The 21,649-nt window shown below is 71.0% G+C and carries 23 protein-coding genes; 18 read left to right on the forward strand and 5 right to left on the reverse strand.

Going from position 1 to position 21,649, the window contains the following annotated elements; genetic code table 11:
- Positions 1–286 precede the first annotated feature (286 nt).
- The gene (locus tag OG393_RS33325; protein ID WP_327378803.1) at positions 287–766 is read right to left on the reverse strand and encodes a hypothetical protein; all 480 of its coding nucleotides are present in this window, start codon (positions 764–766) and stop codon (positions 287–289) included.
- A gap of 116 nt (positions 767–882) precedes the next feature.
- Here OG393_RS33325 and OG393_RS33330 point away from each other — a divergent pair, with 116 nt between their 5' ends.
- The 3 genes from OG393_RS33330 to OG393_RS33340 all read left to right on the forward strand — a co-directional run bounded on the left by OG393_RS33330 (position 883) and on the right by OG393_RS33340 (position 5,457).
- Positions 883–3,060, forward strand: a complete 2,178-nt coding sequence (locus tag OG393_RS33330; RefSeq protein WP_327378804.1) for a hypothetical protein — start codon at positions 883–885, stop codon at positions 3,058–3,060.
- 157 nt (positions 3,061–3,217) lie between these two features.
- On the forward strand, positions 3,218–4,375 hold the full coding sequence (locus tag OG393_RS33335; RefSeq protein WP_327378805.1) for a hypothetical protein: 1,158 nt from the start codon (positions 3,218–3,220) through the stop codon (positions 4,373–4,375).
- A 239-nt stretch (positions 4,376–4,614) separates the two neighbouring features.
- Complete coding sequence (locus OG393_RS33340) at positions 4,615–5,457, forward strand: hypothetical protein (protein ID WP_327378806.1); 843 nt, start codon at positions 4,615–4,617, stop codon at positions 5,455–5,457.
- A 6-nt stretch (positions 5,458–5,463) separates the two neighbouring features.
- Here OG393_RS33340 and OG393_RS33345 read toward each other — a convergent pair whose 3' ends face one another.
- Positions 5,464–5,964 (reverse strand): hypothetical protein, encoded by a 501-nt coding sequence (locus OG393_RS33345; RefSeq protein ID WP_327378807.1) that lies wholly within the window; start codon positions 5,962–5,964, stop codon positions 5,464–5,466.
- 36 nt (positions 5,965–6,000) lie between these two features.
- Between OG393_RS33345 and OG393_RS33350 the strand changes: the two genes are divergently transcribed.
- Positions 6,001–6,252 carry a hypothetical protein gene (locus OG393_RS33350; protein ID WP_327378808.1) on the forward strand — a complete coding sequence of 84 codons (252 nt, stop codon included), beginning with the start codon at positions 6,001–6,003 and terminating at the stop codon, positions 6,250–6,252.
- A gap of 10 nt (positions 6,253–6,262) precedes the next feature.
- On the opposite strand, the gene OG393_RS33355 is transcribed toward OG393_RS33350, so the two are convergent.
- Entirely contained in the window at positions 6,263–6,892 is a 630-nt protein-coding gene (locus OG393_RS33355; RefSeq protein ID WP_327378809.1) for a 2'-5' RNA ligase family protein, read from the reverse strand.
- Between OG393_RS33355 and OG393_RS33360 the strand changes: the two genes are divergently transcribed.
- From OG393_RS33360 to OG393_RS33385, 6 genes are all read left to right on the forward strand, one after another.
- Positions 6,891–7,034 (forward strand): hypothetical protein, encoded by a 144-nt coding sequence (locus OG393_RS33360; RefSeq protein ID WP_327378810.1) that lies wholly within the window; start codon positions 6,891–6,893, stop codon positions 7,032–7,034. The genes OG393_RS33355 and OG393_RS33360 overlap by 2 nt on opposite strands.
- 78 nt (positions 7,035–7,112) lie before the next feature.
- Complete coding sequence (gene amcA / locus OG393_RS33365) at positions 7,113–7,223, forward strand: multiple cyclophane-containing RiPP AmcA (protein WP_327378812.1); 111 nt, start codon at positions 7,113–7,115, stop codon at positions 7,221–7,223.
- Between the two features lie 76 nt (positions 7,224–7,299).
- The gene (locus tag OG393_RS33370) at positions 7,300–7,986 is read left to right on the forward strand and encodes a pentapeptide repeat-containing protein (RefSeq protein ID WP_327378813.1); all 687 of its coding nucleotides are present in this window, start codon (positions 7,300–7,302) and stop codon (positions 7,984–7,986) included.
- Positions 7,987–8,015: 29 nt separating this feature from the next.
- Positions 8,016–8,255, forward strand: coding sequence for a hypothetical protein (locus tag OG393_RS33375; RefSeq protein WP_327378814.1), 240 nt, complete (start codon positions 8,016–8,018; stop codon positions 8,253–8,255).
- Positions 8,252–9,415 (forward strand): NUDIX hydrolase, encoded by a 1,164-nt coding sequence (locus tag OG393_RS33380; RefSeq protein ID WP_327378815.1) that lies wholly within the window; start codon positions 8,252–8,254, stop codon positions 9,413–9,415. Before OG393_RS33375 ends, OG393_RS33380 begins: the two co-directional genes overlap by 4 nt.
- A 100-nt stretch (positions 9,416–9,515) precedes the next feature.
- Entirely contained in the window at positions 9,516–10,379 is an 864-nt protein-coding gene (locus OG393_RS33385) for a hypothetical protein (protein ID WP_327378816.1), read from the forward strand.
- 62 nt (positions 10,380–10,441) lie between these two features.
- Here the strand turns inward: OG393_RS33385 and OG393_RS33390 are convergent, their stop codons facing one another.
- Positions 10,442–10,960, reverse strand: a complete 519-nt coding sequence (locus OG393_RS33390; RefSeq protein ID WP_327378817.1) for a hypothetical protein — start codon at positions 10,958–10,960, stop codon at positions 10,442–10,444.
- 425 nt (positions 10,961–11,385) lie between these two features.
- Between OG393_RS33390 and OG393_RS33395 the strand changes: the two genes are divergently transcribed.
- From OG393_RS33395 to OG393_RS33430, 8 genes are all read left to right on the forward strand, one after another.
- Entirely contained in the window at positions 11,386–12,231 is an 846-nt protein-coding gene (locus tag OG393_RS33395) for a hypothetical protein (protein WP_327378818.1), read from the forward strand.
- Positions 12,222–13,127 carry a hypothetical protein gene (locus OG393_RS33400; RefSeq protein ID WP_327378819.1) on the forward strand — a complete coding sequence of 302 codons (906 nt, stop codon included), beginning with the start codon at positions 12,222–12,224 and terminating at the stop codon, positions 13,125–13,127. Before OG393_RS33395 ends, OG393_RS33400 begins: the two co-directional genes overlap by 10 nt.
- A 95-nt stretch (positions 13,128–13,222) precedes the next feature.
- Positions 13,223–14,014 carry a hypothetical protein gene (locus tag OG393_RS33405; protein WP_327378821.1) on the forward strand — a complete coding sequence of 264 codons (792 nt, stop codon included), beginning with the start codon at positions 13,223–13,225 and terminating at the stop codon, positions 14,012–14,014.
- On the forward strand, positions 14,011–14,811 hold the full coding sequence (locus OG393_RS33410; RefSeq protein ID WP_327378822.1) for an AP endonuclease: 801 nt from the start codon (positions 14,011–14,013) through the stop codon (positions 14,809–14,811). Before OG393_RS33405 ends, OG393_RS33410 begins: the two co-directional genes overlap by 4 nt.
- A 41-nt stretch (positions 14,812–14,852) precedes the next feature.
- Positions 14,853–15,887 (forward strand): phosphotransferase enzyme family protein, encoded by a 1,035-nt coding sequence (locus tag OG393_RS33415; protein ID WP_327378823.1) that lies wholly within the window; start codon positions 14,853–14,855, stop codon positions 15,885–15,887.
- Between the two features lie 47 nt (positions 15,888–15,934).
- Complete coding sequence (locus OG393_RS33420) at positions 15,935–18,655, forward strand: Gfo/Idh/MocA family oxidoreductase (RefSeq protein WP_327378824.1); 2,721 nt, start codon at positions 15,935–15,937, stop codon at positions 18,653–18,655.
- A 56-nt stretch (positions 18,656–18,711) separates the two neighbouring features.
- The gene (locus tag OG393_RS33425; RefSeq protein WP_327378825.1) at positions 18,712–19,887 is read left to right on the forward strand and encodes a hypothetical protein; all 1,176 of its coding nucleotides are present in this window, start codon (positions 18,712–18,714) and stop codon (positions 19,885–19,887) included.
- Complete coding sequence (locus tag OG393_RS33430) at positions 19,868–20,047, forward strand: hypothetical protein (protein ID WP_327378826.1); 180 nt, start codon at positions 19,868–19,870, stop codon at positions 20,045–20,047. Before OG393_RS33425 ends, OG393_RS33430 begins: the two co-directional genes overlap by 20 nt.
- A gap of 104 nt (positions 20,048–20,151) precedes the next feature.
- Here OG393_RS33430 and gltX read toward each other — a convergent pair whose 3' ends face one another.
- On the reverse strand, positions 20,152–21,531 hold the full coding sequence (gltX, locus tag OG393_RS33435; RefSeq protein WP_442817447.1) for a glutamate--tRNA ligase: 1,380 nt from the start codon (positions 21,529–21,531) through the stop codon (positions 20,152–20,154).
- Between the last annotated feature and the right edge of the window lie 118 nt (positions 21,532–21,649).

Here is a 21,649-nt window from a genome sequence, read left to right on the forward strand (position 1 = left end):
GACCTGCGCTGTGCAGTCTCGCAGACCGCGGCATTCGCCGACCGGTGGCTGCTGGCCTGGGGCCGGACGACCAGCCCACGGAACGGCCAGAGCAGGCTCAGGCACTCGCCGAGGCGCTACTCCGGCACGATCAGGACCACACCGCAGCGAGCGCGGCACTGAGCAGCGTGCCCGACGCTTGGGCTTCTCGTTCCTATGCGCATGAGCAGTACGCCCTCTGGAGGGCCACGGCCTGACGCTCCGGTCGCCGAGTCACCGAGTCCCCTGGCATAGCGCCTCGGTCGGCTCAGGCCGTCGCTGGCGTGGCCGATCCGGTGGCGCGCAGGTGCTCGATGGCGCGCGCGGCGAGCCCTGCCCCGTTGTCGGCGTCGTAGCCGGTGATGTCGACCGCGTCGTCGTCGAAAACCAGCTTGAGCGAGTGCCCCCACAGGTAGTCGATGGTCAGGGTGCCGTCGAGCTCGATGTACAGGGTGTCGCGGGTCGGGGCCTCGCGGATGCTCCGCGTCTTCGCGGCGTCGATGAACACCTGGGCGTCGGCAGGGGTGACGGTTTCCAGCGCAAAGGGCGCCAGCTGACCTGCTGCTCCGAAAGGCTTCGTGTGATTGTGCAGCACGGCCAGCGCGTCGGCTCGCTCCAGGCCGGCGATGTTGATCCGCGTCCTCGATCCGACGGTCTGGCTGGATGAATCCGGCATCGATCCCCACATCTCAAGGCGGTTGGCTTCATGGACTCTAATGGAGCCGCGTGGCCGCGCCGCCTGGTTCACGCCAACTTCGCAGGCCGCCCGGCTGGCGACCGTCCTCGCCTCTGCGTAGGGCGGCGGACCACGGCACTAGGGTGACGTCGAGGACACGTAGCGCGAAGAGGGAGACGGGGTCGGCAATGGGGGCACACGAGCACGGGCCGGTGGAACTCCCCGGGGGCCCGGTGGACACCGAGGGGCGGGCGGTCAACGAGCCGCTGCTCGCGGCGTTGACGGGAGCAGCGGTGGGCGGCTGCACGGAGTGTGTGCAGCGGCTGCTGGAGGAGGTCGCGGCCGACCCGGCGTGTGTGGCGCGCCTGGTGGAGGTGACCCGGCTGACCGCGATCCGCACGAACGGTGGCGAGCTCCCCGGATATATGACCGACGACGGTGATCCGTCCGGCCCGGCCGTACCGGAGTTCAAGCGTCTGGTGCGCGCTGTGACCGCCGCCGAGCCGGTGACCGTGGTGTGCGAGCAGATGACGAGTGCCGAGCGGCGCGCGGCGGCCGGCACCGCCATCGAGATGCTTGTGGGGCAGCTGACGGTCGCGAACTCGTTCGGACTCGATGACAGCGAGACCCTGGCCGAGATGTGCTGCGCGGTCGCCGCCATGCTGGTCGAGTGGTGGTTCTCCAAGGCGCCCCTGGCCCGCCGGGAGTTCACCGAGGCGTGGAAGAAGCACGCCTTCGGCCATCGGGAGGCAGGGCTGCCGGGCGACGGCACGAACGCGCTGGCGCTGCTGCTGGGCGCGCTCCTGCACCACCAGGCCCGTCAGGACCAGGTGGTCGTCGAGGACTTGAGGCCGCTGGTATTCACCCGCGTCCTGCCCACGCTGGAGAGCCCAGAGCAGGCCGGAGCCGTGCTGGCCGCGTTCGTCGCACCGCCCCACACCGACACAGTCACCGTGCCGATCAAGCGCTACGCCCGCGGCAACCCGGAGTTCCTCGTCGAACTGTGCCGCTACCTTCGCTCCGCGATCGCCGTGCACGTGAAGGACTGCCCGCACGGTCTGCGTGAGAGTGGCCACGCCTGCACCCTGGCGCACCGCGGGCCCGCCCTGGGCCAGGACGCGGGCCCGCAGGTCGCCACACCGACGCCGGAGGAGGGCATGCGGGTCGCCCTGCCCTGGATCGGCTTCCACGAGGACGAGCCGGCCGAAGACGCGCCCGCTGGCCACGACGCCCGCCACGTGTGGCAGATCAACGTCGACCGGATCGTGCTGAAGCGGTGGGACGCGGACGCCGCGCACTGGAACGAGGCGATTTCCGAGGACTCCTCGATCAGCGAGCCGAACTACCGCCACGAAGTCGGCCTGGAACCCTTGTGCTGCCCGTCCTGCGGCAGCCACGGCCCGTTTCTCGCCGAAGGCTCCTGGGGCGATCCACTGACGCTGCACTGCCGCTGCGGTGTGACCACGATGTCGCCGCTCGACGCCGGCCCTGACGACCTGGGCCGGCGTCTGCTGAAGCGGCTGATCTTGTGCGAGGCGGATCCTGCCTACGCGGCCCGCCGACTGCTCGCGCCCCTGGCGGAGTACCGGGAGCGCGAGCGGAGGAATCGGGAGAGCAGCTGGTACCGCGGCCCGGACGAGGAAGCCGTGACGATGGCCAGGACGGTCGACCAGGACAGCGATGACCTCGTGACGACCCTGACCGACGCGCTCAAGCCCCGCCTGCCCAAGCGACACGAGGGAGGCACCCTCACCCTGCTGCTCCTGCAGATCCTGGAGGCTCTGTCCGCCCCCGTCGTCCGCGACAGTCCAGATGGCCAGCACCTCGCCGAAGCCGTACGCGACTTGCTGTCCGATCTGAAAGAGGAGAGCGACCGGTGGGCCCCGACCCGGGCGCCGGTCGTGGACCGTCTGCGGACCTGGCAGGCCGAAGGCGGCCCGCAGCTGTGGCAGGACGCCTGGGTGCGCACCCTGGAGATGGCCCAGCGCTACTTCGCCCGCAACCGGGTCGGCGACGGCAAGATCGTTGACGGCTGCGCCAGCGTGACCCTCGCCCAGTACCTCCTGGCGGGCGAAGCCGGATGCGGCGTCGACCAGGTCACATCGGACGACGTACGCGGTCTGATGCGGCCGGGCGAAGGGCAAGAAGCGGACCGGGATCCCGCACCGATCACGCACCGGTGGGCCGAAGGCCTCCGGGCACTGGGCCACGACCTCGATGCCGCCGACGACCCGGTCGCCAGGCTCTGGCAGCACCTGAAGGCCGACGGGCCCACCGGCATGTTCGACGAGCAGCGGGAACCCGCCCTGATCGTCGGCTTGGATCTTCTCCTTGGCGAGCGGTCCTTCTACCGCGTTCACCTCTGACACGCCCGGTGGACGCCCGTGCCGCCGCGGACGCCTGGGACGCCGGACATCGGCGTCCACCCGAAAGCAGCCCGCCCCGGTCTAGCCGAACGCGCTGGCAAGTTCGGGGAGTTCATCTTCTAGGATCACGTACCGACCGACCGTCAGGAGCCAGCCCATGCCCCCTCGCGCACCGGCCCCCGATACGTGGGACGCCGCCGTCCGGCGGGCCGCCGACGTGACCGCCGCGCACAGCATCGGCGGCATGGACGAGAACTGCTGGGACGATGTCGCGATCCGTGGCATTCTCGCCATCACGCTCTACGCCCTGCACCAGCGCGATGGACACCCCGTCGACGCCGTCCGCTGGCAGCAGGTGCTGTGGCAGCTGCGCGACGACCAGCGGGTGACCGAGCTGGCGACCTCCGTACTGCCCGGTGCCGGGCACGATCTGGCCCGCACCGCGGCTCCCGGTGATCCGGTGGCCGACTGCTGGATGTGGCTGACCCGGACCTGGAACCCCCACGCCCCCAGGATTCCCGTCGCGGAGAAGCGGCAAGCCGTCCCGGCGGCGACCGTGCCGTCGGACCTGGCGAAGCTGCCGCAGGCCCCGGAGCTCCGGTGGGGCGGTATGACGCGAGGGATCGGGCGGGGCCTGCCCGACCCCGCGCTTGAGGTCTGCACGGACTGGGCGGCGGACGTCGTGCAGCGGGCGATCACCGCCGACGCCTACGGTCACCACCGCCATGACCGCGTCGCGGTTATCGCTGGGGCGCACGCCGGCCGCCGCGGGTACGTCGTCGAAACCGGCTGGCACTTCGACGACGCCACCGAGACCGTCCAGGGCCCGGCCGGCTTCGTGCTCGACCTCGACGACGTGGAGGGCACCATCCGCGCCGACGCCGACGCCGTGACGGGCTCCTCGGACCGTAACTGGCCGCGCCGCCCCGCTGGCTGCCTCAAGGACGCGCCTCCCCCGGATCTGCATGACCCACTCCCTCCGGCGAAGAACAGCGCCGAGGACCTCGCGGACATCCTCGCCCGGGCGGCCGACCCCGGCATCGTGCCCGAGCCCCTCCGAGCGAAGATCGCCGCCGCGTACGCGGACCATCACCTGGAGCTGGACCGACAGGCCCGGCCCGCCCCCGGCCGGGTCAGCTGGCAGGTCCTGCACCACTGGTACCAGCTGACCGAGCACTACGCGGACGACCAGCGCGTCGACCTGTACGAGGTCGTCGTCACCCGGCACCTCCACGATCCCGAACCCGCCCACCACCTCGCCCTGAGCGAGGACGACCTGCCGGACCTGATCGCGCGCTGCACCGCCAGGGAGTGAGCCCGACCGGCCTCCCGGTCGTACGGCTGTGCGCTACGTTGGGCGCGGCGCAGGACATGCACGCGCCGAGACCGCCCGGCGCCGCGCCCACGCCGCACCGCCCGGACAGGGTCGAAGGCTCGCCGGATACGGTCCGGCACCCGGACCGGTGTCCGGCGAGGGCCCATGATGCTTCGCTCTGACCAGACACGGACTTCAGGGCGGGACGGCGTGGGCACCCCGCCCGCTGGGAGTCGGTCATGACCAAGCGCGGAAGCAACGACCGCAAGGCCAAGGCACGCCGCATTGCCAAGGCACGCGGCATCCGAGTCACCGAGGCGCACAGCCTCCTGCTCCAGGCCAAGAACCGAAACGACCCCCCGCCGGCCGACGCCCCGGCCGGGAAGCCGGCGGCCACCGGTGAGACGCACGAGCTGAGGATCCACCGCACGGCCGCCGACGGCACGGCGGAAGTCCTCGACGGCGACGCCGCCGCCCGCGCGGTGTGGTCGGACGGCACCGGCGCCCTGACGGCCGGATGCCGGTGTGGCTGGGTCAACCCCCATGCCGGGCCTCGGTTCCCGGGCCTGCCCGCTCCCCACGGCGTGGAGCCCAACGAGCAGAAGCACTGGCGGTGGTACCAGCTGGTGGCCTGGGCCGAGCACGCCGGCGACGCGGAAGGGGAGCCGTCCTCGGACGAGTTCGTCCAGGACCCCAGCGTCACGGTCAACGACGTGACCCGCCAGGTGATCTTCGACCTGCGGCTGCTCCTGCACCACGCCCAGCACGACCGCGAGGCCGTGGCCACCGCCTACGAGTCGATCGAGACCCTGCTGCGGAACGCGCGAGTGAGCGTCGCCCACGAGCGAGCGCGAAGTTCCGTCCACCAGCCGGATGCCGACCGGGCGGAGCAGGACGGGGCCGCGGTGGTGTCCGGGCAGATCCCGGTGAGCCTCAGCGTCCTCCTTCGGCGTACGGATTCGGGGCGCAGCGGCGGGTACTGGGAGCTGCTCGCCGTCGAGTTCGCTGCCGCGGAACTGCGCCGCCTGGTCCTGCAAGAGAGCCGGCGCCCGGTGCCGACCGTTTCCGATGGGCCGGCGTGATGGCGGTCAGGCCGTGGCGGGCAGACGGCGAGCATAGAGGTCGTGTCCGGTGACCGCAGCCAGCTGCGGTTCCAGGGCGGCCAGCCGCTCGGTGAGCGCGGCGGAGCGCTGACGGGCCGTCTCGTAGCGCGTCCAGGCCCGTACGCGGTCCGGGTCGGGGAACTCGCGGTCCAGGGCGAGGACGGCGTCGTCGGCGCCCGGCCGCGCCGTCTCGGCGCAATGGGCGGCCCAGCTCTCGTGGAGCAGGGACACCTCGGCGCAGGCGCGGTTCGCCTCGAAGGCCGGGAAGGTCAGCTGGTGGGTCGGGCCGAGGACGTTGAGCAGCGTGGTGAGCGCGGCCTCGATGTGGACGCTGTGCTCGACGGTCGCGCCGACGACGCTGTCCGGCTCGGCGGCGGTGGGCCGGGCGGGGCTGCGGGTGGCGAGTACCAGCTGGGCCTGCCACACAGCGCTACGGATCTGCTCCTCGAGCGCCCTCGTGCTGCGCCGCTTCACGTTCCACCGCATCCGCGGCCCCCTCCCGGTCGTTGCCTGGTGATCGCCGTGGCCACTCTGCCAGCCCGTCCGGTGCGGTACCAGCGGCCGTTTCCGTCATCCCGCGAGGTGCCGAGGCTGGGCACGGGATCCACCGCCCTGTTCACACTGGTCGCTCAGGTTCCGGCGGCGATCCTGGCGCGCATGCTGGGCATCCACGGCGCGGTAGCCGTGCAGTGGCGGCAGGCCAGCGGCGGGGACTGGGCGGCATACGCGGCCGACGTCGCCGGCCGACCGGTACCCTCACGCCCGGCGGACTGAGCGGCGATCCTCAGCTGCCGCCGCTGAGCGGGATCGTCGCGACGTGGTCCCACGTGATCGTCTTGGCCTGCGCGTCCGCGGTGACGTCCACGAGGTGAACGGCGTCCACCCGCATCGGGGCGTGTCCCGGGCGAACTCCGTTGCGCAGCTTCCTCTGCACGTGGTCGGAGTCGCATTCCTCGGCCGCGTATCCGAGCGTGAGGTGCGGGACCTTGGCGGGATAGCCCGTCGCGTTGGGCCCGCGCATCGTCTGGATCGCGGCGCGGACGGTGGTGTGGAGGTCGTTGAGGGGCTCGTCGGGATGGACGTCGGCGATCACTCCGGTCGCGTACGACTCAAGCGATCCGATCATGATGTCGAACGGCTCGACGTCCGCGAGGCGCTTGCCCAGCTCCGCTACGAGGGCGTCGCGTTCGGCCAGTGTGATCTCTGCTCCCACGCGGTCGGTGATCTGGTCGACGGTGATGTGAAGCCAGCGGTCCTCCACGCAGGTGATCGGAAACTCCCGCAAGACCGCCCGTCCCCGGGCGACAAGCGCCGCCAGCTCGCGGTCCTGATCGTGTGGGGTGAGATACACGTGGAGCAGGGTCTCGCCCTCTGGCCACACGTCCTGGGCATGCTGGAACACGAACGGCTTCATGACCATGCACCGTAGCCTCTCGCCCCTGAACGCGCGCCGCTTGTGGCCGAGTTGGACCACCGTGACCAGGGCCTGCCGGGTCTCCCGGCAGGCCCTGGTCACGGCCCTGTCCACGCTCGCAACCAAGGAGGCTGTTGTATGAAGATCCTGGACCGACTCGCCACATCCGGCACCCCCGTCGTGATGGAGTTGATAGCCACGCACGACGCCCCGCCCCCCGGTGATCGTTGAAGGAGCGTGGGACAACCGGCCCACGTGGGACAACTGGGCGAAGAACCCGGCTTCCTTCGACAACCGCCCGACCTGGGACAACTGGAACAAGAGGAAGTGAGTCGTCCCCGCTGCTGGCACGCCCCTGGGCGTGCCAGCAGCGGGGACGACCGAGCCGCTGTGCTGAAAGGCTGTTGATGGACACCCGCACGATCCGCCGTACGAGCGTCACGCTCCCTGCCCTGAACGAGCCGGGCCTCTACCTCTCCAGCGTCACCTCGCTGGAGGGCGGCCGTGGCCGGGTGGCGGAGTTCCACTACGCCGACGCCGACCTGCGGGACCTCAACCTGGCCGACACCCACCTGATGGACGGGCGGATCACCGGCCTCAAGGCCCAGCGCGCCCGGCTGGAGAAGCTCCGCGTCGACTCCGTGGAGTTCACCGGCTGCGACCTGGCCTCCCTGCAGTGGACCGACAGCAAGATCACCCGGACTGTCTTCCGCGACTGCAAGCTCATGGGCGCCGCACTCGAAGACGTCACGCTCGACAACGTCCTGTTCGAAAACTGCAAGATCGACTACAGCACCCTCACCCGCGTCCGGGCCATTGGCCCCGTGATCTTGGCCAAGTGCTCGCTGCGCGAAGCCACCTTCGCCGCCGCTGACCTCGCCGCCGCCCTGATCAACGACTGCGATCTGCGCCTGACCGAGTTCGACGGCGGGAAGTACTGCGGCCTGGACCTCCGGGGCAATGACCTCTCCCAGCTCTGCGGCCTCGCCTCGCTCAAGCAGGTCGTCATCGACCGCGCCCAGACGCTCCAGCTGGCGGAGGCCCTCGCCGTCGAGCTCGACGTCACCTTCGGTGAAGACCTCGACGACAAGTAGCCCCATACCTGCCCCAAGGAAGCACGGCCATGGGCCCGCGACTCGTATTCGACACGTTCGATGACATACGAGGCCGGTGCGACACCGCACCGGCCCGGCAGGCCGGCAGCGAGCTCGGCTACGACCACGGCGCCATCGTCCCCAGCGACGACTGGGTACCCCTCACCACCGACCCGGTGAACAAGACCATCACCTGGGAGCGCGTCGCCCCGCCGGTCCCCCTCGCGGGCCGCTCCCGAGCCCTGGAAGGAAGCACCGAGAGCCCGTGAGCGCCCCCAGCGACGTGCAACCCGTCTACACCGGGGAGGAGCCTCCCCAGATCTACACCGCGAGCCTCTACCTGGCCAGCGCCCCACTCGATCCGGAGTCCTGCCGGAACGTCCTCCGCGAGGCGGTGCTCCAGTGGCGACAGCCCGGCACACTCGTGGTGCTGCTTCCCCACCCCCGCGGTGACGCCTCCCACCCGGACACCGCACGCCGACTCGCCTGGGAACGGACCCAGCGCGACCGCGCCGACGAGATCATCCACTGGCACCCCCATCCCGGCCCCGCGGCCGAAGCCTGGCCGGGTGATGACCTGGACGACGGCCGCTCCGTCCTCGGCTGCCCCGACAGCACGGCCGACGCCCGGCGCCTCCGTCTACTCGCCGACGATCTCAAGGTCCCCACCGCCGAGACCCTGCACCGGGCCGTCGCCCTCGCCCTGGCCCGCATCGGCCCCGGCGCCCCTCGCGCCGCCGGACAGCGCGATGTTCCACTCCTGCTGTGGCGAACCCGCTCCTTCCGGGCCTGGCTCGCCGCCCAGGAGGACGCCGGCAACACTCTGCTCGGCGGCCGGACCTCTTGGACCTTCCGCGTCGGCCCCGACCGCTCCCACGTCCTGCTGTGGGCGTACGCCGCCCGCATCCACGTCGCGGCCGAGGATCGCGTGAAGGACAACGAAGTTGTCCTGGGACGGCCGGACCTCACCAGTGTCGTCGCCTACCGGCCCGCGCCCCGCTGGCAGGACACCGAGGTCGTGCTCGTCCGCGAGTTCCGCTCCCCCGCCCGCACCCCGGATGCCTACATCCGCGAAGTCCCCGGAGGATCCAGCGCCAAGCCCGGTGACCCCAGGCTGGTGGCTGCTGCCGAGTTCACCGAGGAGACCGGCCTGCCCCTTTCCCCGGCGCGGCTCCACCTCGTCGGCACCCGCCAGGCGGCTGGCACCCTGTCCGCCCACACCCAGACCGTGTACGCCGTCGAACTCAGCGCGGGCGAGCTCGAGCAGCTGCGGGCCGACACGATCCGCCACGGCAACGCTGAGGAGAGCGAGCACACCTACGTGGAAGTCGCCCGTCTCGCCGGCATCCTGCGCCCGGACGGCCCCCATGCCGTGGACTGGGCGACGCTGGCCGTCATCCTCCAAGCCGTACAGCCGCTGATGCGGTAGCCAAGATCACCAGTCCCGTCATCCACGGGATGTACCCGGTCGGCCACTGATAGCGTCGGTGTGAGCCAGCCGACGCCAACAGGGGGCGGGAAACGTGAATATGAGCGACGTGATGGGCCAGCTTCCTCGACCGATCGTTGAGCGGATGGGCCGCATGAGCGGCATGGCCATGCGCGCCATCATCGCGCTGATCGACGAAGAGCCGGACACCTTCGCCGCCCTGGTCGAGCGAATCGGCACCTGGGACGACGATCCCGGCAGGGCCCCGTACCCGATGGCCCGCTACGAGTTCCCGATCAAGGAAGTTCTGCGGATCGTCAACGACTGCTTCACCGCCATCGAGGAGCGCGGTCCCCTGCCCAACGAGGCGGTGGCGGAAGGCGCTCGCGGCATCGTCGAGCGCCTCACGCCCGAGGAGTACCGCGCGCAGGCACTGGCCAGGCTGACCGAGTTCCCCCCGGGCAGGGAGCCGATGGACCTCTCCGGCGGCGAGGGCGGCGGCCCCGTGGACTTCGTCATCGCAGCGGCAGCAGGCGCGTGGCTGTGCGGCGGGGCCGGCGGGCGCATGGCGACGCTGGAGAACATCCGGCTGATGCTGCTGCAACAGGCACGCCAGGCGGAGAGCATGGCCACCGGCGCCCCGGAGCGCGAACAGGTCAACAAGATCAGCGACGACGACGCCCTCGCGCTGCTCGCCGACCTGTACGACGAGGACTACGCCCGCCTCATCCCCGGCCCGCGGCAGCGCGGCCCGTGGGAGTGGGACATGCTCGCCGTCCTCAAGACCCACCTGCTGGAGACACCGGCGGACGCGACCACCCCCGAGCAGCGCGAAGAGCTGAAGACCAAGCTCCTCACCATCTTGCAGGCTGCCGCGGCCACGCAGACCAGGAGGCCGAAGCCCACGGTCCGGCCGGTCGGAAAGCGGGTCCAGCCCAAGCGCCGGCCGAAGAGGAAGCGCTGATCCGGACTGGCGGAGAAGGACGCGGGCGCGTCCGCGCCCGCGCAGCTCCGCGTTGCCCGCGTTCAGGCGAGGGTGTCGAGCCAGCGCTCGCAGTCGGCCCTGAGGGAGGACAGTTCCTGGTCCAGACTCTCGGACAGCTGCGGCACGCCGCTCGCCGCAGCGTCACGGAGCTGGGTGACGAGCCGAACGGCCTGCTGGGCGGGCATGAGAGCAACGAGCCCACCGAAGAGGCCGAACCGCAGCGCCTCCTCCAGGGCGTCGAGGTCGCGTCGCATCTCTGCGTGCTTGACGGCCTCGGGGTACTCGAAGAAGAGCCGGATGGGAGAAAGCCGGCGGCAGACCGTGGTGCAGGCGCGCCGGATCAGCCGCAGTCCCAGGCTTGTGAGCGCGATCGCGGCGATGACGGTCCCGCTGACGACGACCCCGTAGATGAACGAGGGCTCCATGATCATGGCGAGAACCGCCGCGATCCCGAGGAGCACCAATCCGACCGCAGCGGGCAGCAGCGCGATTCTCCGAAGCCGGGCGCGTATCACGGTGTGATCGCCGCTGTGCCGTTTCTGCAGGTGGGAGCCAGTCACTCCAGCACCATACCTGCCGACTGGCCTGCCCCATGGCGTACGTTCGTCAGTTGGTGACCTGGTGTACCCACGTGTTCGCCCTGAGTCGGGGCGGGGTTGCGTTCGGGTCCTTTCGTGCCCGAGAAGGGGGCTCATTGATGGTCGTTGACGCTGCACTTGGTGCCACGGGCCCTGCTGGCGGTCTCTCATCACCGAAGAGACGGAGCGCTTTGGTACTTGAGGGGTGGCGGTTACAGGTGGTGGCACCGTCGAACAGTGTTCTCGGGTCCGTCGTGGGGATGCTGGTTCCGGCGTGTTCCGTGGAGGCGTCGGGCGTGGGTGCGCAGTGGAGGCTCGAGGTCGAGTGGGGTGTGCTGCCGCGGGGGGTCGAGCATGCGTCTGGTGCCGGAGGGCTGGTTCTGGAGCTTCCGTACGGAGGTCGCCGCTTGGCGGTGGTCGGGATGGCGGAGGGCGTGATGAGGCTGGTGGCGTGCTATCGGCCCGGGGCGCCGCCAGCCGTGATGGAGGTCGATGCTGTCGCGGGTGTGACTCGGTTGGTCGTGTCGCCTGGTGACACGGTGGAGCTGCGGTGGGCGGACTGGCTGGCCCGGGTCTTCTTCGCCTCCCGGCTGCTGGCGTCAGGGTGGCGGATGCTCCACGCTTCGGCGGTTGAAGTGGAGGGGAAAGCGCTAGTGTTCCTGGCCGGGCGGTGTGGGGGGAAGTCCACGCTCGCCCACCGTGCGGTGCGGGAGCTGGGTGGCCGGTTCCTGGCCGACGATCTGGTTCTGATCGGTCCGGGCGGCGTGGTGGTGGGCTGGCCGACCCGTGTCGCTGTGCCTGCGTCGCTGGTAGGGAGTGCCACCGGCGGGCGGCGTGACCGTTCGGTGGTGGCCGGGGTGGTGCGTGAACGGATTTTGTTCACTCCGATCGAGCACCGCGCTGCCCTTGGGATCTCGTACTCGCCGCCCGTCCGGCTCGGTGCAGTGGTGGTTGTCGACGGTTCCGGCGCGGCCGGGGAGGGCGTTCGGGTGCGCGAGGCGGGGGACGGTGTGCTGGAGCTGGCGGTGGTCGGGGCGGCGGACATCACGGAGCAGATGGTGTACGTGAGTGACCCGCTGGGCGTGATGGGGGGAGCGCGGCTGGCGGACCAGTCGGCCGGGATGGGGCCTGTGGAGGGGTTGTTCTCCGGAGTCCCCGCCGCCGTGCTGCGGGTAGCGGTGGAGCAACTGCCGACGGCGCCGGTGTGGCGGGCTCTGGAAGGCGTTGTCCCCGGGGTCGGCCGATGCCGGTGAACACCTTCGTGGAGCGGGTGTACGAGGTGGTGAGCGCCGGACGGGTGCTTGAGGTGAGAGCGGGTTCGGAGTTCGTCTCCCGGTGGGACGAGATCGCGCGGCACTTGCCCGGTGTGCCCCGTGACGGCCTGGGGCCCGGCTCGGATACGTCGACGACCGCAGTACGGCTGCCCCGAGGGGCGCGGGTCGGCGATGTGCGCCGGCTGTTGAACGCCCAGCTGCATCTGCTGCACCTCGCCCATGGAACGCTGTGCCTCCACGCCGTTGCTCTTCGGGACCCGGCCGGCGGCCGGGTGGTGGTGCTGCTCGGTGGGCATGGAGCGGGCAAGACGCTGGTCGCCCTGGCACTGTTCCAGCGCGGCTGGCGGGCGATGGCCGGGGACGTCACGCTCATGGACTGCTCGGCAGACGGCCTGTCGCCTCGCGTCGTGGGCGGCACGGCGGCGTTCCTTGCCCGCCCCGGTCCGACGCGGCGTTGGTTCCCTGACCTTGTGCCGCGGGTGGCCGACGAGGACCGCGTGGACCTGAGCTGCCTGCCCGGGCTGTGGGAACCGCCGTCGGAGCCGGGACTGGTCGTTGCGGCGGTGCTGGTCGACGTCGACGGTGATCCGGCGGCCGGTGGAGGCGCGGTCGAGGCGCTGGACGGTCACACGGCTGCCACCGTGTGGTGGCGGGCCAGCGGCCATCTGCTGGAGCGTCTGCTCGACGACACCCCGGTGGTGCTGCGCCTCCTGGAGGACGACGCGGCCGCCACCCGGCGGCTGTCCCTGGTACGGGACCTGGCCTGCAAGATCCCCCTCCACGCGGCGTGGGGGGCACCTGCACCGATCGCGGACCGGATCGAGCGCCTCGCCCACATCGGAATGCTCAGACCGGTCGCGGAGGGTTCCTCATGATGTGGCAGGAGGGGGTGCGCGGGTACGCCGGGGCCCGGGTGCGTGTAGGACGCGGCCGAGCGGAGCTGTTGCCGGCGGTAGGACCCGGGTCGGGCATGGTGAGGGGGCAGTTCAGCGTCCTCAGCCCGGGAACCGAGCGTCGGCATCTGGCCGGCGCGGACCGCGAGGCCGGATACATGACGCTCGGGCGTACGGACGAGGCTGCGGGATGGCTGCTGGCCCCGGTGCCACACGGAGCCGCCTTCGACCCGGCGTACCCGGGTGCCGTTACGGCCCCCGCGGGTGTGCCGCCGCGCCTTGCCGCGCTGGCCCGGTTTCAGCAGATGGCGTGCCTGGGCCTGGACCGCGTGCCTGTCGTCGACGTGGACGGCGCCCTCGTCGTCGGCTCCGGGCCGGTTGCTTTGGGCTGCGTACTGGAACTGCGCCGTCGCGGGGCCGCCAAGATCCGGGTGGTGACCTCGCGCAGCCGGGCGCCCATTGGCCAGGCCCCCGGGGTCACGTGTGAGCGGCCGGACACGGCTGGGCGGGGGCATCTGGTCATCGATGCGACCGGCGATGCCCGGCGCGCGGCCGCCCTGACCGCGCCCGGCGGAGTCCTCGGATTGCTGGGCACACCTGGGGCCGGTAACGCGCTCGGGGCGCTGGAGGTGCACCGGGGCGGTTGGACGGTGGTGGGCATGCACGAGCTGGCGCCTGGGGCCCCCGGCGCCTACCAGGCGGCCTACACCACCGTGGCGGCCTGGCTCGCCGAGTATCTCGACCCGGCCCTGGCCGGCCTCTGGTGCCGAACGGTACCGGGAGAGCACGCGCCAGAACTGTTCGCCCTGCTGGACGCACCCGGCCGCCCGGTCGAGCCCGTCCTGCTGCTGGACTGGAGGACCTCGTGACAGCGATTGGCGTCGGCCTCTACAGCATCGGTGTACGCGGCCTCGGCGTGCCGGAGCTGCTGGAGTGGACGGCGGCCCAGGCGATTCCGTTCGTGCATCTGCGGGGCGGGCCGCGCGGATACGACCTGGCCCGGCAGAAGCGGGCGACTCTGGAGTCCTGGCGCCGGTATGCACGGCAGTTCACGCCGGTCACCGGGGTGACGGCGGATCTGGACCTGGCCGACCTGTTCGCCGCTGACGAGACGGACCGCGCCCGCGCCCGGGCGGAGCTGGAGCGGCTCGCTGCCGCCGCCGCGGTGCTGGGAGCCGGGTGGGTGCGGCTGCTGGGCCGCACCGTCCCGCAAGGCGGGTTGTTTCAGGCCATGCACGGCGGCGAGCTGCCGGACGTCGCGCTCCCGCTGCTGGTCGAACTCCACCACCCCCTCTGGCTAGAGCCCGCCGCGCTGGACGCTCTGGAGGTACTGCTGAAGCGATGGCCCCGCCTGCGGCTGCTGGCCGACACCGCGCAGCTCGCCGCTGCCCTACCGTCCGCAGGCCAGGACGCGGAGGATGCGCTGCAGCGGGCTCTCGGGTTCGCCCGAGTTCTGCATCTGTCCGACGACGGCTCGGGCCTTCACAAGGCCGACCACAGGATGGTCGCGGCGCGGGCCGCGCAACGGATCGCGGGCGGGCAGGGCATCGAGCTCGCCGTGGAGTGGACCGGTCACCCCCGCACGGCCCAGGTGTGTCTGGAGCGCTACCAGTCCGCCTGCCGGTGGTGGGCCGAATATGGTTCCACCTCTCCGGTGAGGCCATAGAGTGGTCCTCCGGTCACGACAGGTTACAAGGAGGGGTCGTGTTGGATCCGGACGCGCACGCTGATCTCGGCTCGGTCCTCGCGGGCGCCTACGCCTTGCCCGCTGTAGTCCTTGAGCGGCTGCCGATCGGCCAGGTTACCGTCAACTACCGTGCCCAGGCCGGGGATGAGGTGCTGTTCGTCAAGCAGTACCAGGACGGCGCGGACCTGGCGGCCGAGCAGGAGGCGGTCGACCAGGCCGCCCTGGCCGGCACGCATCAGGTGCCGGTGGCGAGGGTGCGGCGCTCGACCGACGGGCGCAGCATCGTCCAGCAGGATCGGGTCACGGTGTCCGTGTGGGAGTGGGTGTCCGGCGCGGTCGTCGACAACGGGCTGAACCCGGCCCAGCAGCGTGCCGCCGGCGCGGCGCTGGGGCGCATCCATGTGGCGTTCGCCGATCACCCGGCCGGGGCCAGGCCGTCGTCGAAGCTCGACAAGTGGATGCACCCGGACATTGACAAACTGGAAGCCACCACCGTCAAGCTGCTGGGCATCGCCGGTGAGCGCGCGCAGCGCGACGCTTTCGACGAAGCCGCGCTTCGGACCCTGGCCGAGCGGCGCGCGGTGCTGCACCGCGTCCCTGAACTCCTGGCCGGCCTTCCTCAGCTGACCTGTCAGGTCCTGCACGGCGACTACTCCGCGGTCAACCTGCTGTTCGACGGCAACGCGTTGACAGCCGTGCTGGACTTCCTCCCCCCGGACCCGTTCCTGGTCGCCTACGAACTGGGCCGCATCGCCTTCGACCCGCGCACCGTCGTCCTGAACGACGACTGGATCGCCGCCGGCGTGAACCTCGTGACGGCCTACCTGGACGCCAACCCCCGCCTGCCGGCGGCCGACGTCATCGCGTGCGCTCGCGTGGCGCTCCTGCAGCTGATGACCAGCCTGTACGGGGTCAAGCAGCACTACCTCAAGCCGGGCCTCCTTCAAGACGACCTGGATCAGTTCTGGCTGCTGCGGCACGCAGCCGCCCAGCGGCTGCTCGAGAACCTGGCCGACGTCGAAACCGCACTCGCCCAGGTGGCCCGCGGCCGCTGACGGCTCCCGACCGGGCGGGCGGCGGCAGAAACCAAGGGAGGGGCACGATGGCCACGACAGCCTTACCCGCGGCCGAGGGCGATTGGACGGTCCTGCGCGGACCGGTCGACTCCGATGCGGTGATCGCCTCCGCCGCCACGGTCGCCGCACGCCATCAGCTTCGGTGCGACCATGCGGGCCCCGGCACGATCCACCTCACCAGCGGTTCACAGATTCTGGTGACGGTGCGGTGGAAGACGCTGCCGCCCCAGGTACCGCGCACGCTGGGCTTTCAGCTCCCGCCTCCGGCCGCCGTGGACATCCTGATCGACCCCCGCCCCGGCGCCGACCGGCTCGCCGCCGAACTCCATGACGCCCTGTCCGCCCGCGCCCTCCCCTACACCGACACCGAACTGGACGGCATCCGGGCCGCCATGCCGCTGCTGGAGCGCTACAGCACCCCGCAGCAGGCGTTCGACGGCTGGGCGTTGCTCTTTCGCGACCACTATCTCGAGCACAGCACCAGCTTCGTCCTGGCGATGGAGCGGGCCGGAATCCCCGCCCAGTGGATCTTCACCCTGGACAAGGGGGATCGCACCTGGAACAGGGAGCGGGTCCACGCCACCTTCCTGGCACGCGGCTACCGCAGCGACATCCTGGACAACACCGCCGTCAATGATCCGGCCGCGCACCAGCGCGACCTCGCCCGGGTCCAAGCCGAAGTCGACGCGTTTCTCGACGCCGCCCACGCGGCGGACCGCCGGGTCCTGGTCGTCGACGACGGAGGGCTGCTCGCCCGCGGCTACGGCGCGGCCGGCGCCCCACGCCGTGCGGATGCCGCGCTGGAACTGACCGTCAGCGGCATCAAGCGCATCGCCGCGGCCGGGCCCCTGGCCATCCCCGTCCTCAACCTGGCCCGCTCCCAGGTCAAGACCCGCCTCGGCTACCGAGAGATCGCCGACTCCTGCCTACGCCGCCTGCGCGCCCTGCTGCCGGACCGCAAGATGATCGGCCGCCAGGTCCTGCTACTCGGCTACGGCACGCTCGGATCCCGGCTCGCCGCCCAGCTCCGGGCGCTTGGGTGCCGCGTCGACGTCGTCGACACCGACCTGCCGGCCCTCATCGACGCCGCCGAGGACGGCTTCACCACCTACCGCACCGCCTCCGACGCGCTGGCCTCCACCACGCCGTTCCTCATCATCGGCACCACCGGCGAACTCGCCCTCACCCCAGACGACCTTCACCACCTGCCCGACGGCGTGCTGCTCGCCCCGTTCGCTACCCGCGACTTCTCCGCCCTGACCGAAGGCCCGCACCGCCCCCGCGCCACCGACATCCCGGGCGTCGGGATGCGCTTCAACCTCCCGGACGGGCGGACCGTCACCCTGCTGGGCAACGGCCGCTCCATGAACCTCTTCGAGGCCGACTCCATCCCCAACCAGGGCTACGACGCCTACCGCGCCGGCACCCTCGTCGCCGCCGCAGCGCTGTGTGCCGACCCCGGTCGCGTTCCCCCCGGACTCCACACCGCCCCCGCCGACACCACCATCGCAGACGCCGGACTCTGGGAGGCGTACTACGACCTGTACGCCGCGCCGAAACCTCAGCTCCGCCAGCCCGCTGCCGTCCCCGCCCCGCGCCTGGCGAAACCGGCCTCCGTGACCGGCCTTCAGCGGGCCGCAGTCGTCGGCTACGGCGTGGCCGGTCGGCTGCACACCGCGATCCTCACCGAGCTCGGCGCCACCCCGGCCGTCATCGACCCCAAGCACCAAGACCTGCCAGCGGCCGTGCGCACCTTCCCCCACGAGGTCAGCGAACTGTCCCCGTCCGTAGCCGCGGACATCGACCTGTGGTCGATCTGCTGCCCCACCGCCGAGCATCTGCCCGTACTGCGCGCGGTACTCGCCCACAACCCGGCCGCCCGCGTCCTGATGGAGAAGCCGGCCTGCCGTGGCCACGAGATCGACGCCTTCACCCGCCTGCTGGCCGAGCACCCGGCCGCGCGGATCGTCGTCAACGACCAGTACCGACATTCCACCACGCTGCCCGCGTTCACCGATCTCATCACCTCGCTCGAGCCCGACGCGCCCATCGAGAAGGTCTCGGTCCTCTTCACCAAGGACCGTCGCCCCGACAGCGCCTCGGGCCGCTTCATCGACCGCGACTACGGTGTCCTCGGCTACGAATGGCTCCACATGCTCGCCGTCGTACGCGGCATCCTGCCTGCGCCCGCGTGGGGGAACTACCTCGCCTCCGACCCGGCCACCACCACGACCGAGCCGACGTACGACCCGCGCCTGTTCGTCGCCGCCCTGACCGAACGCACCCACCTGCCCCAGCCCGGTATCGAGACGGGGCTCCACCTGGAGCTCACGTCCTCGATCCTCGGTCCAGGCCAGGCCGACGACACCGCGCCCGCGCCCCGACCGCCCTGGTGCCAAGGCCTGCGTGCCGCCGACGACCGCTACCGGCACCTCACCGTCCACGCGGGACGGACCCGGTTCACCCTGCACCTCGAACCCGTCACCGCGCCCGGCGGCTGGCAGCTGGAACGCAACCACCACCGCCTCACCGCCGTACGCGACGGCATCCTCCTGCACGACGAAGTCCTCACCGACTCCCCGCTGGACACCTCCGTACGCCATGCCGCCACGGTCCTGTTCGGAGATACACCCCCGCCGCTGCCCGACCTCACCCCCTTGCGGCGCATCGCCCTACTGGCCGACGTGCTGCGCGAGAGGTCACCCCGCAGCCACCACGTACAGAACGAGTCCCCGACAAGCGCGTAGCCACGCGTCCCCCAACGCGGCCCGGCAGGGCCCGGACCACCGGAAGGGCTCGGCTCATGACGCACACCCTCACGCTCACGGCAGGCCGACGCGCCGTCAACATCCGCTCCGACAGCTCTTCCGTCACCGACTGGGCAGCCCAGTACTTCGGCCCCTACTGGCTCGCAAACCCCTCAACCGGCACCAAGGGACCGACGGTCACCGCCACCGACGCAGACCACCAAGCATCCGCCCCCCTCGCCCATCCCCAGCACGCCGTCTTCGCCCGTGAACGCATCGGCTACACCCGTCACCCCGACGGCACCGTGACCGCGCACACCCTGTCCGACCCGGTGCTCGGCTACCACTACAACGCCGTAGAGCAGCACCTTGTGATCACCAGCCGTGAGAACCTGACAGCCTCATCCCGCCCCGGCCGGCCGACACGGCTGGCCACCGCGACCACCCGCTTCGCCCGCGAGATGATGCGGGCCCAGCTCATCGCCGAGGGATGGGTCCTGCTCCACGCCTCCGCAGCCACCTTCCCCGGCGGACGGACGCTCCTGGCACTCGGCGACTCCGGCGCGGGCAAGACCACCACTGCTCTCACCCTGGCCTCCCACGGTGCCGCACTGCTCGCCAACGACTGCTGCTTCGCCCGGCCCCACCCCGACGGCACGCTCCGGCTCCTGCCATGGCCCTCCGCGGCCGCCATCGGCCTCGGACTCCTCAAGGCCCTCCCCCTCTCCACCGCAGCCGGCCATCACCTACAGGCCGGTGAGCCACCCCACCCCACCCAGCACCAGCGCGTCACGGACGCGCTCATCAACGGACAGATCAAGCCCCTGAGATCCGAATCCGGGCGGGAGCTCAAAGCACACATCTGGCCCGAACAACTCACCCGGTGGCTCGGCCTGACCCTTGCCACCTCCGGGACCGCGACCGCCGTCCTTCTCCCCCGCATCACCCCGTCCCACACAGCTCCGGCCTGCATCGACACCAGCCGCGACGCGCACGTCACGACCGACGCCTTCGTCACCTCCGACACAGAGCGATACCCCGACCTGTTCGGCTTCCACAACGGCAGCAACGCCGGCCTGCCCAACGCCCAGGCCGCGGTCCTTCAACACCTGAACCGCCTGCCGAGACACGCCATACGCCTGAGCTACAACCACGAGGCGAACAGGGGGTTCCTCACCACGCTCGCCGCGCCGTTCGTCCCCGCACACGGCCATGGTCGACGCCATCCTTGAACGGCAGGCGCATAACGCGCAGTTCTGGGCCGAGCTCATGGCCTCTCCCGACACCGCACCAGCCGAGCCCGAGGTACTGGCCTCGCGGATCGAATGGGGCCGCAGGGAGTTCGCGTTCACCGCCGCGAACCGGTCGGTGTTCGAGGACGCGCTGGTCTGAGCCAGCCTGTCGTGCTCACGCGTGGGCGGGCAGGCCCTGGCCCAGTTCGATCAGGCCTACTTCGCCGAGGCGTGGAGCAACGTGCTCGCCGAGATCACCTGACCCTAGCGATCCTGGCTCTCCAGGCGGCCGGCTGCAGCATCCAGGCGAGCCAGGGTCCGATCCTGTCCCAGGACCTCCACCGATTCGAAGAGCGGCAGGCCGACCGTCCGGCCCGTGACAGCGACCCGCACCGGCGCCTGCGCCTTGCCCAGCTTCAGGCCCTGCTCGGCCGCGACGGCTTCCAGGGCGGTCCGCAGGTGCTCGGTGGTCCACTCGTCCAGCGCGACCCACGCCTTCCTCGCGCCCGCGATCATCGCCTCGGCCCCCGGCTTCATGGCCTTGGTCCATGAGGCTTCGTCCTGCGGGGGCTCCGGCAGGAACAGCCAGTCCACGTAGGCGGTGATCTCCGACAGCACGGCGATGCGGGTCTGTGCGTGCGGGGCGACGGCCTGCCAGGTGGCCTCGTTGTACTCCTCTGCCTGCCAGGGTGCGACGTCGCCGGACAGCCACGGCCGGCACGCCTCTGCGAAGGCCCGCGGGGTGAGGGCTCGGATGTAGTCGCCGTTGAAGGCGGACAGCTTCTTCACGTCGAAGAAGGCGCTGGCCTTGTTGACGTCCTCCAGCCGGAACAGGTCCGCGAACTCGGCGAAGGGCCGGATCTCCACCCCGTCCGAGGGGCCCCAGCCGAGCAGCATCAGGTAGTTGACCAGCGCGTCAGGGAGGTAGCCCTCGCCGAGGTAGTCCTCCAGCGCCACCTTGTCACGGCGCTTCGACAGCTTCTGCCGCTTCTCGTTCACGATGACCGGGAGGTGAGCCCACACGGGCGGCTCCGCACCGAGCGCCTCCCACAGGACCTGCTGCTTCGGCGTGTTCGACAGGTGTTCCTCGCCGCGCACCACGTGGGTGATGCCCTGGTCGATGTCGTCCACAGCGTTGGCCAGGAGGAACACGGGGCTGCCGTTGCCCCGGGCAATGACGAAGTCCTCCATCGCGTTGTTCGGGAACTCCGTACGCCCGCGCACAAGATCGTCCACGACGGTCGCCGCGTCGTCCGGAGTGCGGAACCGCAGGGCCCTTCCCTCGAAGAATTCAAGTCCGCGGTCCCGGCAGTGGCCGTCGTACCCGAGGTGCTGCGAGCCGGTGCGGGCCACGAGCTCGTCGCGGGTGCAGTCGCAGTAGTACGCCTTCCCCTCGTCGTAGAGACGGAGGGCGGCCTTGCGCTGAGCGTCCTTGTTCTTCGACTGGAAGTAGGGCCCCTCGAAGTGCGGATCGTCGGCGTTGATACCGATGGCGGCGAGGGCGTTGATGATCCCTTCCACCCACTCCGGACGGTTGCGCTCCTCGTCAGTGTCCTCGATCCGCAGGACGAACTTCCCCTGTTCGCTCTGTCGAGCGATGACCCAGTTGAAGAGCGCGGAGCGGGCTCCGCCAACGTGGAACATGCCCGTCGGCGAGGGGGCGAATCGGACGCGGATCGGCTTCATCGGCCCAGCGTAGCGGTCCCGACAGACCGTCAAGAACGGCCAATCCTGCCCTCCTACTGGGTGGCGTAGGCGGCAC

It is taken from the genome of Streptomyces sp. NBC_01216 (assembly GCF_035994945.1).
Classification (GTDB): Bacteria; Actinomycetota; Actinomycetes; order Streptomycetales; family Streptomycetaceae; genus Streptomyces.

Excerpts from the sequence above, each read along its gene's own strand:
- OG393_RS33420 (WP_327378824.1), top strand. The coding sequence starts at position 15,935 with ATGGCCACGACAGCCTTACCCGCGGCCGAGGGCGATTGGACGGTCCTG.
- OG393_RS33345 (WP_327378807.1), bottom strand. The coding sequence starts at position 5,964 with ATGCGGTGGAACGTGAAGCGGCGCAGCACGAGGGCGCTCGAGGAGCAG.
- OG393_RS33425 (WP_327378825.1), top strand. The coding sequence starts at position 18,712 with ATGACGCACACCCTCACGCTCACGGCAGGCCGACGCGCCGTCAACATC.
- OG393_RS33370 (WP_327378813.1), top strand. The coding sequence starts at position 7,300 with ATGGACACCCGCACGATCCGCCGTACGAGCGTCACGCTCCCTGCCCTG.
- gltX (WP_442817447.1), bottom strand. The coding sequence starts at position 21,531 with ATGTTCCACGTTGGCGGAGCCCGCTCCGCGCTCTTCAACTGGGTCATC.
- OG393_RS33330 (WP_327378804.1), top strand. The coding sequence starts at position 883 with ATGGGGGCACACGAGCACGGGCCGGTGGAACTCCCCGGGGGCCCGGTG.
- OG393_RS33340 (WP_327378806.1), top strand. The coding sequence starts at position 4,615 with ATGACCAAGCGCGGAAGCAACGACCGCAAGGCCAAGGCACGCCGCATT.
- OG393_RS33430 (WP_327378826.1), top strand. The coding sequence starts at position 19,868 with ATGGTCGACGCCATCCTTGAACGGCAGGCGCATAACGCGCAGTTCTGG.
- OG393_RS33405 (WP_327378821.1), top strand. The coding sequence starts at position 13,223 with ATGGTGAGGGGGCAGTTCAGCGTCCTCAGCCCGGGAACCGAGCGTCGG.
- OG393_RS33360 (WP_327378810.1), top strand. The coding sequence starts at position 6,891 with ATGACCATGCACCGTAGCCTCTCGCCCCTGAACGCGCGCCGCTTGTGG.
- OG393_RS33375 (WP_327378814.1), top strand. The coding sequence starts at position 8,016 with ATGGGCCCGCGACTCGTATTCGACACGTTCGATGACATACGAGGCCGG.
- OG393_RS33335 (WP_327378805.1), top strand. The coding sequence starts at position 3,218 with ATGCCCCCTCGCGCACCGGCCCCCGATACGTGGGACGCCGCCGTCCGG.
- OG393_RS33385 (WP_327378816.1), top strand. The coding sequence starts at position 9,516 with ATGAGCGACGTGATGGGCCAGCTTCCTCGACCGATCGTTGAGCGGATG.
- OG393_RS33400 (WP_327378819.1), top strand. The coding sequence starts at position 12,222 with ATGCCGGTGAACACCTTCGTGGAGCGGGTGTACGAGGTGGTGAGCGCC.
- OG393_RS33355 (WP_327378809.1), bottom strand. The coding sequence starts at position 6,892 with ATGAAGCCGTTCGTGTTCCAGCATGCCCAGGACGTGTGGCCAGAGGGC.